This is a genomic window from Brotocaccenecus cirricatena (genome assembly GCF_020687045.1).
Classification (GTDB): Bacteria; Bacillota; Clostridia; order Oscillospirales; family Oscillospiraceae; genus Vescimonas; species Vescimonas cirricatena.
Genome location: NZ_JAJEPW010000007.1, coordinates 25420 through 39635, shown reverse-complemented (window position 1 = coordinate 39635; position 14216 = coordinate 25420). Strand labels below are relative to the sequence as shown.

17 protein-coding genes are annotated in these 14216 nt (G+C 53.4%); 1 reads left to right on the top strand and 16 read right to left on the bottom strand.

Going from position 1 to position 14216, the window contains the following annotated elements; translation table 11 throughout:
• Positions 1-57: 57 nt before the first annotated feature.
• The 3 genes from LKD37_RS03885 to LKD37_RS03875 are packed head-to-tail and all read right to left on the bottom strand — an operon-like array spanning position 58 to position 1903.
• Entirely contained in the window at positions 58-1173 is a 1116-nt protein-coding gene (locus tag LKD37_RS03885; RefSeq protein WP_302927996.1) for a hypothetical protein, read from the bottom strand.
• Positions 1170-1364: a hypothetical protein gene (locus LKD37_RS03880; RefSeq protein WP_021630269.1), complete on the bottom strand. Its 195-nt coding sequence runs from the start codon at positions 1362-1364 to the stop codon at positions 1170-1172. Before LKD37_RS03880 ends, LKD37_RS03885 begins: the two co-directional genes overlap by 4 nt.
• A gap of 50 nt (positions 1365-1414) precedes the next feature.
• Positions 1415-1903 (bottom strand): hypothetical protein, encoded by a 489-nt coding sequence (locus LKD37_RS03875; RefSeq protein ID WP_069432242.1) that lies wholly within the window; start codon positions 1901-1903, stop codon positions 1415-1417.
• Between the two features lie 193 nt (positions 1904-2096).
• On the opposite strand from LKD37_RS03875, the gene LKD37_RS03870 reads away from it, so the two are divergent.
• Positions 2097-2420: a helix-turn-helix domain-containing protein gene (locus tag LKD37_RS03870; protein WP_302927995.1), complete on the top strand. Its 324-nt coding sequence runs from the start codon at positions 2097-2099 to the stop codon at positions 2418-2420.
• Between the two features lie 140 nt (positions 2421-2560).
• Here LKD37_RS03870 and LKD37_RS03865 read toward each other — a convergent pair whose 3' ends face one another.
• The 13 genes from LKD37_RS03865 to LKD37_RS03805 form a co-directional block, all read right to left on the bottom strand.
• On the bottom strand, positions 2561-2815 hold the full coding sequence (locus LKD37_RS03865; protein ID WP_069432240.1) for a helix-turn-helix domain-containing protein: 255 nt from the start codon (positions 2813-2815) through the stop codon (positions 2561-2563).
• A gap of 11 nt (positions 2816-2826) precedes the next feature.
• Positions 2827-4644 carry a type IV secretory system conjugative DNA transfer family protein gene (locus LKD37_RS03860; protein WP_069432239.1) on the bottom strand — a complete coding sequence of 606 codons (1818 nt, stop codon included), beginning with the start codon at positions 4642-4644 and terminating at the stop codon, positions 2827-2829.
• Between the two features lie 55 nt (positions 4645-4699).
• Positions 4700-6154: a DUF3991 and toprim domain-containing protein gene (locus LKD37_RS03855; protein WP_069432238.1), complete on the bottom strand. Its 1455-nt coding sequence runs from the start codon at positions 6152-6154 to the stop codon at positions 4700-4702.
• Between the two features lie 164 nt (positions 6155-6318).
• Positions 6319-8217: a MobP3 family relaxase gene (mobP3, locus tag LKD37_RS03850; RefSeq protein ID WP_302927994.1), complete on the bottom strand. Its 1899-nt coding sequence runs from the start codon at positions 8215-8217 to the stop codon at positions 6319-6321.
• A 13-nt stretch (positions 8218-8230) separates the two neighbouring features.
• The gene (locus LKD37_RS03845) at positions 8231-8638 is read right to left on the bottom strand and encodes a hypothetical protein (RefSeq protein ID WP_069432236.1); all 408 of its coding nucleotides are present in this window, start codon (positions 8636-8638) and stop codon (positions 8231-8233) included.
• Between the two features lie 495 nt (positions 8639-9133).
• Complete coding sequence (locus LKD37_RS03840; RefSeq protein WP_069432235.1) at positions 9134-9571, bottom strand: hypothetical protein; 438 nt, start codon at positions 9569-9571, stop codon at positions 9134-9136.
• 145 nt (positions 9572-9716) lie between these two features.
• Positions 9717-10079 (bottom strand): hypothetical protein, encoded by a 363-nt coding sequence (locus LKD37_RS03835; protein WP_302927993.1) that lies wholly within the window; start codon positions 10077-10079, stop codon positions 9717-9719.
• The gene (locus tag LKD37_RS03830) at positions 10063-11163 is read right to left on the bottom strand and encodes a hypothetical protein (RefSeq protein WP_302927992.1); all 1101 of its coding nucleotides are present in this window, start codon (positions 11161-11163) and stop codon (positions 10063-10065) included. Before LKD37_RS03830 ends, LKD37_RS03835 begins: the two co-directional genes overlap by 17 nt.
• Positions 11163-11423: a DUF6103 family protein gene (locus tag LKD37_RS03825; protein WP_069432233.1), complete on the bottom strand. Its 261-nt coding sequence runs from the start codon at positions 11421-11423 to the stop codon at positions 11163-11165. Before LKD37_RS03825 ends, LKD37_RS03830 begins: the two co-directional genes overlap by 1 nt.
• A 12-nt stretch (positions 11424-11435) precedes the next feature.
• Positions 11436-12038 (bottom strand): DUF6329 domain-containing protein, encoded by a 603-nt coding sequence (locus LKD37_RS03820; protein ID WP_069432232.1) that lies wholly within the window; start codon positions 12036-12038, stop codon positions 11436-11438.
• Entirely contained in the window at positions 12032-12199 is a 168-nt protein-coding gene (locus LKD37_RS03815; protein WP_165860622.1) for a hypothetical protein, read from the bottom strand. Before LKD37_RS03815 ends, LKD37_RS03820 begins: the two co-directional genes overlap by 7 nt.
• Before the next feature lie 40 nt (positions 12200-12239).
• Positions 12240-12788, bottom strand: coding sequence for a M23 family metallopeptidase (locus tag LKD37_RS03810; protein WP_431833248.1), 549 nt, complete (start codon positions 12786-12788; stop codon positions 12240-12242).
• A 197-nt stretch (positions 12789-12985) separates the two neighbouring features.
• Positions 12986-14179: a site-specific integrase gene (locus LKD37_RS03805; protein WP_002610375.1), complete on the bottom strand. Its 1194-nt coding sequence runs from the start codon at positions 14177-14179 to the stop codon at positions 12986-12988.
• Positions 14180-14216 lie beyond the last annotated feature (37 nt).

The following is a 14216-nucleotide window of genomic DNA, read 5'->3' as shown; positions in this document are numbered from 1 at the left end:
ACTTCCTCCTCACGCAAATACCTACTGGTATTTCTCTTTTCATACTGTGCGACTTTTTCAGGTCTGCTGGTGCTGCATGGACACGATATGGCAGTCCGGGCAGAACTCCACATAGAGCGTGCCCTCCGCACAGTCAAACACCATATCCCACTGGATTTGGGCGAGATACTTCATGGGCTTGCCGCAGTGAGGACAGGTCGTATATTCCGCGTCCTGCACCCAGTTGGCAAAGCCGCCAATGGTGTTCACATCCTGGCAGGCCGCGCCGTAAAACAAGGGTACCGGCGTCTTGCCCAGTACAAAGGGATTTTCAGTGAGAGCCTTGTAGTCCTCAGGCCGAACATAGCACTTCGTCTTCTCCGCACCATCAAAGAGTTCAGAGGGAAAGACCTCTACGCCGCCGTCCAGAGTAAAGCGGTTGAAGGCGGGGCCTTTCAAAAATCCCACACAGTTGGGGCAGCAGGTGGCGGTCAGGATGCCGTCCAGCCCCAGGAATTTCAGCCGCTCATCCCGGCCATCCAGCACCAAAATATCCACCATGTGTCCGCCGCAGTGGGGACAGGTATCCTCCCGTGCCCGGCCAATGCGGATGGGAGATTTCTCTCCAGTGGTTTCCTTGACCATAGGATAGCAGGTGTCGAAGTTGAGTTGGATTTTCTGGCCCTCCTTGTCGAAGGTCCAGCCTCCGATCTGCGCATAGCTGGAGGGGTCTACATAGAGGCCCTTGCGCCAGGGCCGGGGATTTCGCTCCAGCTCCAGCAGAGTCTCCATTGCCTTGTCATCTCCTTGCATAGCAAGGCAACTCATCAGGTTGGAGGCCGCGCTGGAATATTCCGCGGACAACAGCGCATGGATCAGACCATCCCGCACATCGGCGGGAGCATGATAATAGATCTCACAGGGCCAGAACACCTCTGCGGCCAGTGCCACTCGCTGGATCTCCGGGGTGATGGCATCATGGTAGCCAAGCAGCTGCCAAAAGTCGGCGAACTCTGGGTCCTCCATATCAGCCAGCCTCTGGATGTTCTGTATCAAATTTCTTTGTTTTTCGACAATTTGTTCCGGCGTCCAGGCCAGAGCAGCTTGCCGTTCCTGCTCGCACTTACATTTCCAACACAATCCCTCATAGCCCAAGGGTGTCCCACAGCCGGGGCAGGTATATTTCAGACTCATATTCTTTGACTCCTTTCCAGCGATAGAAAAAAGCCCCACGCCGCACTGTCATAAAGACAGGCTGACGCAGGGCGCGAAAAGGCCGCAAGGGAGACTCCACATCCACCAGCGGATGTGGTTTCTTCTTCAGCCAAAATCAATTTTTCATATTTGAACAGAACAGCCGTGGACTGTCCCAGTTTTTCTTCCATAGCAAGACCTCGGGTTACAAATTTCTAAATGGGCATACTTTACTATTCTATTATATCACATCATCTGTTTTCTTTGGAAGAGAGATTTGCTCATCAGCCAAATTTGTGATGTGGATTTTTCCCTTTCTCTTTCCTGTCCCGGCATACTCCAGCAGTTCTCTGGCATTGCTGGCCGGATGCCGCACATAGGCGATGAGAAAATCGCTGCGCTCCACCATATATCGGTTTGCGCGGACGATGGCAAGCCGTTTGGGGACCGTTTCCAGATCCGGCGGATAGAACAGAGCGTCGAACTCCTCTGGCAGATCCACCTTTCTGTTGACTGGGTAATATGGGGTCATCAGCATCAGCGTAATATCCGGGTGCGTTCGCTTGGCCTGCGACAGTGCCCGGATCACCAGACGGTCGAAGCTTCCATACTGCCCCACCACAAATTCAGATACGCCATATTCCGTGATATGGCGCTCTATGGTTTCAAGCAGAGTTGGGTACACCCGATCCGGCGTCTCCCTGTGCCCTATAAAAAAGCAGCTTCCCATCTGACAGCCCTCATACACAGTCGCAGTCATATTTTATTGGTTGTGATTCATAATAGAAATATAAAGCTCGCGCCCATTTTAATAATTATATCACTAATTATTCGTTGTGTGAAGCGAAAGTTGATGATTTAAGTGCGAACCCACAACGCTCCCTTATATTAAAATAATAAGCAGAGATTGGAGGGAGAGGATCATGGACGACAACCGCCGCTATGAAGCGTTTGTGCGGAACCGCATCACAGAGCTGCGGGAACAGAAGGGTATTTCTGAGCATCGGATGAGCCTGGAGCTTGGAAAGAGCGGCTCCTACATCAGAAGCATCACCAATGGAATTTCTATGCCCTCTCTCCGAGAGCTGTTCAACATCATGGAATACTTTGATTTGACGCCAACTCTTTTCTTTGCTCCTACGGACGATCCGGATTCCCTGCGTGGGATTATAGGCAATAAACTGCTCGCCCTGCCGGACGAAGATTTGGAGAAGGTTTCTCTCTTTATCGAATGGATTAAAAAATAAGCAGGATAGTTGTTCTTTTTCTGCTTTAAGCAATTCCTTAGAGTGGGCCCTTCTGGTTGGTTCACCATGAACCTCTCCTCAGTTCAGCAAATAGGCGGACTCTCCCCTTGGCGGGAGGGTCCGCTTTTTCGCTTGCCGCCTTATAGGAGACGATACAGGTTGGATGTGTAGCTGCCATTTTCACGCCATCGCGGATCCTTCTGCAGCAATCCGGCTTTGCAGAGATCATCCAGCGCCCGCTTAACGGTAGAACGGGAGAGACCAAGCTCTGCACCAATGGTCTTGATGGCTGGCCAGCACTGGCCCTCGGCATCAGAACGGTCCTTTAAATACATATACACGGCCCGAGCCCGGTGACTCAGATCGGATTGATAGACTGCATTAAAATATGCCAAATCAATACCTCCTATGGCCTTAGAGCGGGCTTGCGGCGGTTTGCCTCTGGGCGCATCCCCTGAGAAAGCCCTCCGGCTGCCGCAGCTCCCTGATCGACCTGATTTTCTTCGTCTTCTATACTGGAAGCATAGTGACGGCGGATGATGGCCTCCTCCAGCTCCTGTTTATCGGCATAGGCTACTGGCCTCTGGGCTTTCTCTGGCACCTCGTAGGGTTCGCCGAAACGGATGCCCCAGTCGAGAAACAGTCGGAGCCTCACCCGCATGGGGTGAACACCAGTCTTGGCTACGATGAAGCTGCCCTTGGGCATGGACTTCAGCTCGTCCGGTGTCATGAGGGGCCGCTCCATCATCTGAAGCGACTGGCTTGGATCATTCTTTCCCCGGCTGATGGAGCCGCTCATGACTGTGCGGCTGCCCAGGGCCTTGGACAGCTCCTCGGCAGTCTGGGAGGCAGGAGCGAAGCCGCCGAAGATATTCACCTGACAGTTGTCCACGATGATCTCCGAGCCCTCCTTGCCATAGTTCTTCTGAAGCTGGCCGGTGATGGACTGGACGATTGGCACCAGCATCAGTCCACGGGAGCGGGAGGCGGAGAACATGAGCTCCAGTGACTGGATGGGCGGGCAGGAACCCAGCTCATCAGCAAAAAAGACCACCCGATTCTTCAGACGGCCACCGTTCTCATCCGCCACAGTGAGGATTTCCCGGTAGAGGTTCTGGATGATGAGGGAAACCATGAAATACTTGGTCGTGTCCTCCTCCGGGAGTACCACGAAGATGGCCGACTTCTCATTGCAGAACTTCTCAGCGTCTACGGCGGTATCAAAGCAGAGGATCTGCTCCATCTCGCTGTCCAGGAAAGCGTTGAGTCGGGAGAGGACGGTGGAGAGAACCGAGGCCATAGCCTGCTCCGCCGTGTTGAGGGCGGAACCGGCGAACCACTTGGCCTTGTGGTTGGGCGGGAGCTTGTCCAGCAGGAGCTGGAACTGGTTTTTTCCCTTGACCCTTGAGGGTGCGAGAAGTTCCTGCACCAGTTTGAACACCGATACGATGTGCCGCTTCTCGACGGGATTACCTTCCTCATCCTCGGTGGGCAGGTACTCTGCCACCAGCAGGAACATGGCAGTCAAAAGTCCCTCGGCACTGTCGTAGAAAAAAGCGTTTTGCCCATACTGGGCGCTGTCGCCGCCGCTGGTGTTGATGAGGGTCTTGGCAAGGATCTTGGCGTATTTCTCCGCCTTGGCCTTTGCAGCGAGGTTATCCGGCTCTGCTTTGTAAATGTCCATGTATTTGTTGATGAGGTGGAGCAGATTGTTTCCATCTGAGCGGGTTGGGTTGCGAAGATCGAGGATGGCCGTTTGATAGCCATAGCACTCTCTGGCGATGCCGGCGTAGTTGCGGAAGAGGTCGCCCTTGGTATCCGTACATAGGAAGGACATCCCGGTGGCCAGCGCATATTCGATATTAGGATAGAGGAAAAACGCAGTCTTGCCGGCGCCGCTGGCGGCGGTGACCAGGGCGTGGATATCATCGGTGTCTACCACGGCGGTCACATGGCCCTTCGGCCCCTCGCAGCCGAGGATGAGCCCCTGCTGGTCGGGCAGGTTCTTGCCCTGCCGCCACAGCTCTGGTTCAAAGGGAATGTGGGCGTAGGTCTGGCGGATCTCCTGCTTGGTGGCCCACCGAGCGGTACCATGCTGGCCGTCGCCCACTGTTTTGGACTTGATCCCATTCAGTGTGTAGTAATGGGAAATAAAAGCGAGTCCACCGATGATGAGAAACATAAGGCCAGCTACGCCGATGAGCAATAGGATTTGCGTATGCATAAAAGCCTCCTTCTGATCTGAGTCGTGTCTCGATATCAGAAGCAGGTCATCCCGGTTATTCCATCACAGGTCCAGCCCCTCGCTGGGCCTGTTCTTCTTTTTGTCGCTGCTTGATTTGATCCGCCTCATAGCGGATAGGTACTTTGGCGCAGGATGCTGCCAGCTCCAGCCAACGGTAGGCCAGCGATTCCTTACTCTCCCGGCCGCATATCCCGGCAGAGGCTTTTTGGGCGAGGATACGCTGGAGCTCCATGGCAATCTCATCCGCCCGGTTCTTCAGGCTCCCCCTGTTATGGTGGGGCTGGATAGACTGACGCAGGCGCTCAGCCCCCTGCTGGGGGGATACCACCTTGCCCATCTGCCGGAACTCCCGCAGGGCGGAAGAGAGGGCCATGGCCGCGGCCAACTCCATAGCATCCATCGCCCGGTCAAAGCGGCCCTGATGAAGATGATTTTTATAGTCTTGCAGTAAGATGGGGAGCTTTTGTTCCGCCTGCTCCGGTTTCGCCACCCCGGAGGAAACCGCAGCACCGATTCGTTGACAGATGGGATCTGCCGCCAGCAACTGCGGATGCTCCTCAGCTGGTTCCGCAGGCAGCCCGTGGAGAGCTTTCAAGTCAGCGTTCCAGTCCTTGTACTGGGAACGAAGCGGGGCGGCCGCTATCCCTCTCTCACGGAGGGTATCCTCATGCTGGCCGCTGGCCTCGATGCCCGCCTCGTCGTGGTCCAGACAGAGAGCCACCTTCCTGATTTGAGGGTTTTGTTCCAGCATCCAGAGCATGGCGTGTTCAGAGGTCCCGCAGAGCGCCACATAGCTGTGCTTTTGCCAGTCCTGCGGATATAGGGTGAGAAAGGAAAGCAGATCAATGGGAGCCTCGAACACATAGAGCCGGTCACTTGAACCGGTCCAGTGGAAGCTGTATCGAGGGTCACATCCGCTGACATTGCCCCGATAACTTTTCCCATGGGTGTAGACCCCGCGTTTATGGGCATGACGAGGGACGCCGTGTTCGTCGAATCCGACGAACACGGCGTTATGGTATTCCTTGGTGTTGTCTTTGGATTTTTCGCAGCTTTCGTAAATGAGCCTCTGGCTGACAAAGGTATTCAGCACCTCACGGCTGATGAACCGCTGTTTGAGGAGATAGGCATACACCCGCCTCATGGACTCTCCAGCTGGCGGCAGGGCAAATTCCTTGGGTTCCGGTTCTTTCTTTCTGGGTGATGCTTCATAAACCACACCCTGCTCACCGCCCAGAAGCCGGATCATGGCCTCTGGGTAACTCAGACCATAGTGGTACATGACAAAGGCCACCGGACCACCGCCTGTTTTGACCGCCTGGGCGTGGTCGAACCACTCGCTGCCCCGTATTGTGATACTCTTATCGGATTTGAGCCGTTTTTCCGGTCCTGAACGGATGAGTTCCTCGCCATTCTGCAGCAGATACCGCTCCAGATCTACACTGTTGGCTCTCAGCTTCTGTTCGTCGGTGAAGTAGATATAGGGCATGGCCGTTCCTCCTACCGATTCTTGCCGCCAATCTTACGGTGAAAAAGCACCGGCTGTTTCTGGGCGGATCGGTGCGCTTTCAGCTGCTGGGACTGAGTATTCTTAGGGGTAGAGTGATTGTTCCTGTCAAAAGGTACCTTCTTTTTCACAACAAGACCTCCCGGTTATAAACTCATGGACGGCTCATGGTCATCCCACTTGTGACCCCGAGCCGTTTTCTTTTCTCTGATTTTTTGCAGCAGTTTACGGTCAACAGCAATCCGCATCCCGCCGGATCGCGGAGGCGGTTCCTGCTCCCGGAAGATATTTCCCAAGTGGTGCAGAAGTCGGGTGGCGGAGAGGAGCAGAGGAGCGGCAGACCGGTCATCCATGTGGTCGAGAAAATACTGGGCATACTCATTGCCCTGAGCTGCTGCCAGAGACAACCAGCGGCCAGCGGCATCCCGATCCTGCGGCACCTCCTTGCCAAGCAGATAGAGCTTGCCCAATGCGTACTGAGCGAATTGGTTTCCCTGCTGGGCAGATGCCATCAGCCATTGGAGCGCCTCCTCCACATTTTGGGGGAGCAGCTCTCCTTGAAAAAGGAGCTTACCCAGCCGGTACTGGGCAAACTGATTGTTCAGTTCTGCGCTCCGGCGCAGCCACCGCAGAGCCTCACTGAGATCCTGCGATACTTCACCTTTGACCAGAAGTAGCTTGGCCAGTGCGTACATGGCCAGATCATTGCCGGCGAGGGCTTCCGTCCGAAAGAGAGCGAGAGCCTTCCCCTGATCCTGCGGATGACCATCGCTCCCATAGAGAAACTGACGGGCTTCTTTGTACCGCTTGCTCCATGCCGCGGCGGGTGGAGCTTCGGTGGCCTGTCCATTGCGTTCACAGAGCAGCTCAGGGAGATCCTCCGGGGCAACAGTGTCCTCATCGGGCAAAAATACTTGACTAAGTTCCCCCAGCCGGAGTGCCTCCTGAATGACAATGTTCTTAATCTTCTTGAACTCTTTCTGCTGGGAAAGAGGCAGCCGAGCCGGGAGATCCTCCTGATAGGTGCGGAGAACTTCCTCCCGCTGCTCATACCACAGGGCGTAGGCTTTGGCCACCCGGATGTCCCTGGCCAGCTCGTCCACGATCTCATCCACCAGAGACTTCAGCGGTGCTTTGAGATAGCCGTACTGCTTCTTTCCAGAAAGGAAACGCAGGCGCTGAGCGAGAACTGTCACCAGATGCTCGATACGGCTGTTTTCTAAAACCCCAGTTTGCATCTGAGTGATGAGTTGGGCCATTACCTCGCAAGTATTCTGAACAAGTGCGTCACGGCTCCGGGTCTGCTGTGCGTATAGCGCCGTCAGTTCCTGCCGGAAGATGTGCTTCGCCAAACCGGATTTAATTTGGGCGATTCCAGTTTTCGTGAGGAAACCCTTGGAAGGGTCTGCACTGTAACAGACCATGTGGATATGCGGATGGTGTGACTCATTGTGGAAGGCTGCATACCATCGAAACTGCTCCCATGGTATCTTCATGGCCTCGGCCATCTGTATGGCATAGGAGGAGAGGAAGGAGCGCCAGTTCTCAGCGCTGTCATAGCCCAGGCGTGATGCGTCCTCCCGCCGCAGGGAAATGATAGGCAGCCAAACATTGCCGGGATGTTCCGCCACTGCCTCCGCTACCTGAGAGAGTACCAGCGAGTCCCTGTCCCCAGTAAACAGGCCGTGGGTACCGAACCGCTGGGCGCGAGGTCGCTTGGCGATGTATTCCAGATATTTCTCCCGGTGGATGAGCTGGCTCAGATTCTGTTCAATGACCATAGTGATAAAAGCAGAGGCGTTCCCTCTGTTGGGTGCGGAGAGATAGTCCTCATATTCAAACAGTTCCGTACTCTCCGGGAAACTCTGGACGAGCTGAGCCACCAGCTCTTTCTGCTTGTTGGTTGCTGCCAGCCGTGTATTACCGGGATCGATTTTCTCAGCGCCATCCCTGGTAGCGATGTATCCTACAAGATTTTTTAGGTGAGCCATCACAGCGGGGGATCCGCCTTTCAGGTAGGGGCACTTGAAAATAATGCGGGGCATTTTCAGTCACCGCCTATTCCTGCCCCTTTTGGTATTTCACCGCGTCCTTGAGGGAGATATTGCCGTTGGTCTGCTTGACCTCCCGGACACATCTGGCGCGAAGCTGCCGGAGATCCTCCTCGCTGATCTCCATACCTGCCGCCAGCACATTCATCATCATGCTGGTTTCCACGGCCAGCTTGAAGAGCAGCCGCGCAATGCGGTGTTCGCTGTCCTCCACCGTTCCCCGCAGGGCGGCCACCAATGCGGGCGGCAGATAGTCAATGGCCTCGCCGCTGGAAACATATCCGGCGTAAAAACGAATGGCCTTTTCAATAAACTCGTTTTGGCTCTGGCAGTTGTCCCTTGCACAAAGGTCCTTGACCAGCTGCTGGGTTTCAGGCGTAATGCGCAGAGCGAACTTGATCTTTTCTCTTGCCATGCTTTCCTCCAATCAAATAAGCCACAGCCATACTGTACAATGACTGAGGCAATCCTCTTTTTTCTGGCTTATCCCTGCTTTGATTCCAGATAAATGCTGAAATGACGGGCAATTCCGCCCATCATAATCCCCGGCATGACCCCAGGCCCCAGAAAGTGACCCCCGCAAAACCGTTCCCCGACCCGCATTGCGGGGCGGTGTGAGCTGTGTGGGGGGCGCTCTGCGACCCCCGCGCTTTATCCCGCACTGTTTTCGACCCCTCGGTTCACCTGTGCCAAAGGCGAAAGCGAGAACCCGTCAATGCAGGACGATAACCGCCTATTTCGGGAACGGCCTGCACAAAGCCTCCACAAATCGTCCGAAGAGGGCCGTAGTGTACGGATGCCACCCAGCCCCGGAAAAGGGCACACAGGGCGGCACAGCGGCCAACAGCGGGGAATCTCCCCACATAGAGGAAAGCCGTGCGAAAGCACGGCTTTCCTCTCCTGTCGAGACTTAGGTGAAGTTCTGTATCAGCTTCTCTTTTTCTGCATCTGTTTTCTCAATCCAATCCAGCAGGTTTTGAGTTTCAATCAGGAGCATGGCCATATCGAACAGGGATCTGCGTTCAGGTGCGGTTTCCAGTAAGGTAGAGGTTTCGAAGAGACCCTCCAGCACCTCGATACTCTCCAGCCCAGACCAGTTCAGGAGCAGTTCCTGCCTGATATGCTCGGCTGACTCCCCATTTTCGATGCGGCCCATGACTGCCTTTTCCTGCTCAATGAGAGCAAGCTGTTCTGAGGTTTCCTCCGCAGTCAGTCGCCATGCTTTCCCGATTAGGCTGACTGCCTGCTCATAGGGCGCAGTTTCTGCTCCGCTTCCGGCCAGCGACAGCATAGCAGCGGCCTCCAGCGCCAGCTTCTCCTGCAGCTCTCTGGCTCTTGTTTGATCCATTTTGTTGCCTCCTATTCATTTGATGTTTTGGCGGTTTGCCCGACAACACAATGCCACGCTCTGGTTTGAAAAGCTATTCACCACTACCAATAAAATACAGGCCGAAAAACTGTGGGAAGCGGCAAAGGCTGCCGAATGGTGCTGCCTACATCCGGATCTCCATTCCTTCTTCTGCCTGCGTTTGCAGCAAAGCGGCCCTTGCTTCCTCCAAGCTTTGACCATTCTGCTGGCGGCAGTAAGCGTCCATCTTTTCCCACAGCTGGACCTGTTCCGTGGGAGAAAGACGATAGGAAAACTCAAACTCATGTCCATCAGTACAGCAGAGGCGCACGGTCAGTGCGCTGTCCATCCGCCCGGTTTTCCAGTCAAAACCGGCGTACACATCCACCCAGTCATCGTTGGCATCAGTGCATACATGGGTTCCAAACACAGCGTCCGGGTCAAAATAGGTGGGGATATAAAAGTTCAGTTTCCCATCACACTCTGTAATCTCATCGGTGAAGGACACCGCATCTACCGGCAGCCTTTTGGTACCCCCCCTTGAGCTCCGGGGGAGATTCTCCTCGCTCCAAATCCAGCTGTGCATAGTAACCATTCAGCGTTTGCCCGGTCCTGCCGAGGCAGTCCGCTTCCATCTGTTTTCGCAAAAGCGCCCGTTCTTCTTTCCCCAAGGGATAGCTGAAAGATCTCTGTTCCAATCCATCATGGCGGTATAGCGTAAGGGAAAGACCGCTGCCAGTGTCCTGCCGTGCGGCATCGTAATGACAGAGGATATCCAGCCCATCCCCCGGTTCTGGGCAGTCCACCATCGTCCCAAGAACCTCCCGTCTGGCCTCATCGTTGATGAAGTCATACTTGAAATTCAGTTCATGGCCTGACAGAACAATCTCATCCGAAAAGCTGAGGTCGCCTTCCATCAGTGGTCGGATCCCTCTGGTTTCAACCGGGCCAAAGGTCTGCGGTTCAATGTCCCGCCCATATAGATAGTCTACCAACTTGCGCCATTGCTCACCTCTTTGGATGCTACGAGGTCGGTCAGCGTGGTAGGCAGCTGTAGATACATCTTTGATTTTGAAGGTCTGCCAACCGTCTGCGAGATTCAGTGCGGAACACCAGCCAGCATCCAGATCGATCTCAAACGCTCCTGTTACCTTGCCGGTATTTTCAAGGCGCAGGGCGGCCAATTCATCAAACCGCTCCCGCGTAATGGACTGAGTCTTATAAAAGTGGTGGGAGAAATCCCCCCTCACTGCCGAAGCGCCTCCTCGTACATAATGGCGCAGCCGTATGGCCACATCCAGAAATTCCTCGCCGTTGCCCGTTGAAAAGATGCTGTCATGGCCATGCTCCCGAATATGAAAGGCCGCATAGACTTTCTGGTCTTCCGCTGCCTGCGCCGACTCCAGTTCCTCCTTTGTAATGGCATTTTCAATCTGCAGCCACTGATCAAATGGAACCGTCTCATTGTATAGTTTGATCAGATAGTCCTGCAAATGCCGTTCAATGTTGCTGCCTTGAGCTTTCAGCGATTCCTCCAACGCATCCCAGCGCCGCTGATTCAGCCATACCTCGGCGGATACAGAACCTGCCATTACTCAGTCTCCTTCCCGGTGTCCAAGGTGTCTGATGTGGCGCTTCGAGGGGACCGGGCAGAGCGCGGACGGGGCTGTTCCTCCGGTTCCGCCATGCTTTCAATGTACTCTCTGGTCTGGGATGGTACATATTTCTTGTAGAGTTTTTCCATGAATGCATCCAGATCCGATTCCAAAGAAGTGCCGTTCTTTCCCGCATAGAACTGGAGGGCCTTGAGCTTCTCCTGTTCATAACTGACGGTGATGGTCATTCTTTTCATTGGTTGTCCCCCTTACATAAAGTATTCCAGAGCGTGAGTTGACCTCTGAGAGTCGGCAACCGCCTGGTCATAACAGGTCAACAGTTCAGGCTCGATTCCAGTCAGCGCCACCTCTACACCATAAGCTCCCTGTTTGATGGAGGCTACACGCGCATCCAGAAGAGGGGCAAACTGTGCTTTGCCCTGGTCTGTCAAGCTGGCGAGATCTGCGGCAGGGATAAAGCCGACATCCGCTGTCTGGTGAACCAGATACACATCGTGATCGGGCAACCCCAGGGTCACCAAATCCCGTAGGCTGATGCCTTGCTCCAAATGGGAATTGGCAATCATGCGGGCGCCTGGAATGAAAGCAGCGTATCTTGCCCAGTCATATCCCTCTGAATTGACCAAGACGCCATCTTGACTTCCTTCCCCTAAAAACAGCACGCAATGCTCCACGCCCTCCTCACAGCGCATCAGAGATTTATGTGCCGTTATCTGCGGCTGGTCATCCATTGGCCTCTGGAGAAGGTTTTCAAACGAAACGGCATCCAGCTCTACTACAGCTTCTACCTGACACGGCGGCGGCAAAAGCGAAGATGGTTTGCGGTTTAGAAACGCATGGAGCTTCAACATTTCTGGCTCCTTTCTACCATTGGCAGGTAATCAGCGCAATGCCATGCCGGGTTGGTGGGGGTACACTCACCACAGGCAGCCTCCTCATTGGGGCAGTTGTTTTGTCGGGCACAGCGGGTGCAGTCGCAGACCTGACAGGTGGATATCAGATTTCTTTCCATAGGGATCCCTCCTTACTTTGGATATATCAGGTTGATGGAATTATGGCAGATAGCTTCTCGGATTTTGTTTTTCGCCGTTAATCCGCACCTCGAAATGCAGATGGTTACCGGTAGAGCGCCCGGTCGAACCCACCTCAGCGATGATATCCCCAGCCTGTACCTGCTGCCCCTCAGCTACCAACAGTTTGGAGCAGTGCGCGTAGAGTGTGACGAAACCGCCGCCGTGGTCGATCATCACATGGTACCCATAGCCGGTGGTGGAGTAGCGCACCAGGTAGACAGTTCCAGTGAGGGCGGCCCGGATAGGTGTCCCCTTGGGCATTCCCAGATCGATGCCGGTGTGTCCGGCACCCTTCCCGGTAAATGGGTCTTTGCGCCAGCCAAATTCTGAGGTCACCACACTCCTCCAGCTCTCTCCGATGGGAGAGCAGAAGCCATCCGCGCCGATGAACGGTGCGTCGGAAAGAGGCAGGCCATCGCTCCAGATGTCAAACTCAGAACCATAGGTGGGGGCTGGCCCACCGCAAAGGATACGGTAATAGATTTCGGTGGCGTTGGCCTGATCCTCTGCGGTGATCTCCGTTCCCATCTTGGAGCGGATGTTTTCATAGAAAATTAGATATGAATTTTGATTATCTTTTTAGAAGTTCTTATATGCCGGTATAGCCCGTATTTACAGGCTTTTCCGGCATTTTTCGTATCGGAAGAAACTCACATATATTTTTATATCCGCTTAGGTTTTTGCTTTCAAAAGTAGTAAAGAAGTAGTAAAACCTTGATTTACTACTAAGCTGCTATCCGCAGCATTTCAGCTTTTGCGCTGTCGAAAGTAGCGTGTGCGTAATAGTTCAGCGTCATAGTAATGTTGGAATGTCCCATAATGTACTGTAATGCTTTCGGGTTCATTCCGGCATTTGCCATGTTGGTACAGAACGTATGACGTAAGGTGTGCGGTGTCATTACTTTCGGTAGAGCTTCCTCATGGTACTTGTTGTACTTCTTTGCAAGCCCCCTAAACATACCGTCATAATTGGTAGCTGTTTTCGGGTAGCCGTCCCGGTTGAGGAAAAGGAAGTTGCTGTAACCGTCAATAGTAACAGCTTTTGCACCCCTGCGCCGTTTCAGCACTCGGTTAAATGCTTCATATACTTTTTCGCTCATTGGAATTTGACGAATACCGCTTTTCGTTTTTGGTGTTTCAATGTAATATCCTGTTTCCGCACTTCTTAAAAGTTGGTGGTCTACATTGATTATCCTATTCTCAAAGTTAATGTCAGTATCGGTCAGCCCGCAAAGTTCAGAGATACGAAGCCCTGTCCCAAGCAAAATAATAAGCTCGTCATAATACTTCTGATAAACTTTGTCATTTTGAGCAAAGGACAAAAAACTTTCTTCCTGCGCTGGTGTTAGCGGAACCTTTGGTTCTGTATCATCTTCAATGACAGTGTTTAACTGGAAGTCAAAAGGATTTTTCCTTATGCAATCGTCCTGTATCGCTGTGTAAAAGGCAGCTTTCAAGGAACGCTTGTCATTACTGATAGTCTTATAGGAAATTCCTTTTTCTTTCATGCGGATTGCCCATTCTTTCGCGTCGGACAGCTTCACGCTGTCAATCGGGCAGCCCCCAAGTTTATCTTCTTCCAGTAGCTTCATCAGCCGCTTGCGTCCGTTTTTCGTATTGTACCTTACATTTCCCCGGTGGCGTATCTGCTTTGCATAAAGTTGGCAGACCGTCATTTTCTTGCCTATGGTGTCTATCCCGTCGTCAAGGTCTTTCTGTATCTCTTTTACCTTTTCTCGTAGGGATATATCCTCACGCTTTCCGGCAGGGGTCTTGTCCGTAGGTACTAACTTCCACGCATACACAAACTGCGGATTACCAAAGGTATCTATATATTTGTAAGCATATCTTCCGTCTTTTCTCTGGCTCTCTCCCGACCGCAAAACTCGATTTTTGCTGTCACGTCTTTTCTTTGACATTTTTCAATGCTCCTTTCCAAGACGGAAAGAGCCTTGA

Excerpts from the sequence above, each read along its gene's own strand:
- LKD37_RS03885 (WP_302927996.1), bottom strand. The coding sequence starts at position 1,173 with ATGAGTCTGAAATATACCTGCCCCGGCTGTGGGACACCCTTGGGCTAT.
- LKD37_RS03880 (WP_021630269.1), bottom strand. The coding sequence starts at position 1,364 with ATGGAAGAAAAACTGGGACAGTCCACGGCTGTTCTGTTCAAATATGAA.
- LKD37_RS03875 (WP_069432242.1), bottom strand. The coding sequence starts at position 1,903 with ATGGGAAGCTGCTTTTTTATAGGGCACAGGGAGACGCCGGATCGGGTG.
- LKD37_RS03870 (WP_302927995.1), top strand. The coding sequence starts at position 2,097 with ATGGACGACAACCGCCGCTATGAAGCGTTTGTGCGGAACCGCATCACA.
- LKD37_RS03860 (WP_069432239.1), bottom strand. The coding sequence starts at position 4,644 with ATGCATACGCAAATCCTATTGCTCATCGGCGTAGCTGGCCTTATGTTT.
- LKD37_RS03855 (WP_069432238.1), bottom strand. The coding sequence starts at position 6,154 with ATGCCCTATATCTACTTCACCGACGAACAGAAGCTGAGAGCCAACAGT.
- mobP3 (WP_302927994.1), bottom strand. The coding sequence starts at position 8,217 with ATGCCCCGCATTATTTTCAAGTGCCCCTACCTGAAAGGCGGATCCCCC.
- LKD37_RS03845 (WP_069432236.1), bottom strand. The coding sequence starts at position 8,638 with ATGGCAAGAGAAAAGATCAAGTTCGCTCTGCGCATTACGCCTGAAACC.
- LKD37_RS03840 (WP_069432235.1), bottom strand. The coding sequence starts at position 9,571 with ATGGATCAAACAAGAGCCAGAGAGCTGCAGGAGAAGCTGGCGCTGGAG.
- LKD37_RS03830 (WP_302927992.1), bottom strand. The coding sequence starts at position 11,163 with ATGGCAGGTTCTGTATCCGCCGAGGTATGGCTGAATCAGCGGCGCTGG.
- LKD37_RS03825 (WP_069432233.1), bottom strand. The coding sequence starts at position 11,423 with ATGAAAAGAATGACCATCACCGTCAGTTATGAACAGGAGAAGCTCAAG.
- LKD37_RS03820 (WP_069432232.1), bottom strand. The coding sequence starts at position 12,038 with ATGTTGAAGCTCCATGCGTTTCTAAACCGCAAACCATCTTCGCTTTTG.
- LKD37_RS03815 (WP_165860622.1), bottom strand. The coding sequence starts at position 12,199 with ATGGAAAGAAATCTGATATCCACCTGTCAGGTCTGCGACTGCACCCGC.
- LKD37_RS03810 (WP_431833248.1), bottom strand. The coding sequence starts at position 12,788 with ATGGGAACGGAGATCACCGCAGAGGATCAGGCCAACGCCACCGAAATC.
- LKD37_RS03805 (WP_002610375.1), bottom strand. The coding sequence starts at position 14,179 with ATGTCAAAGAAAAGACGTGACAGCAAAAATCGAGTTTTGCGGTCGGGA.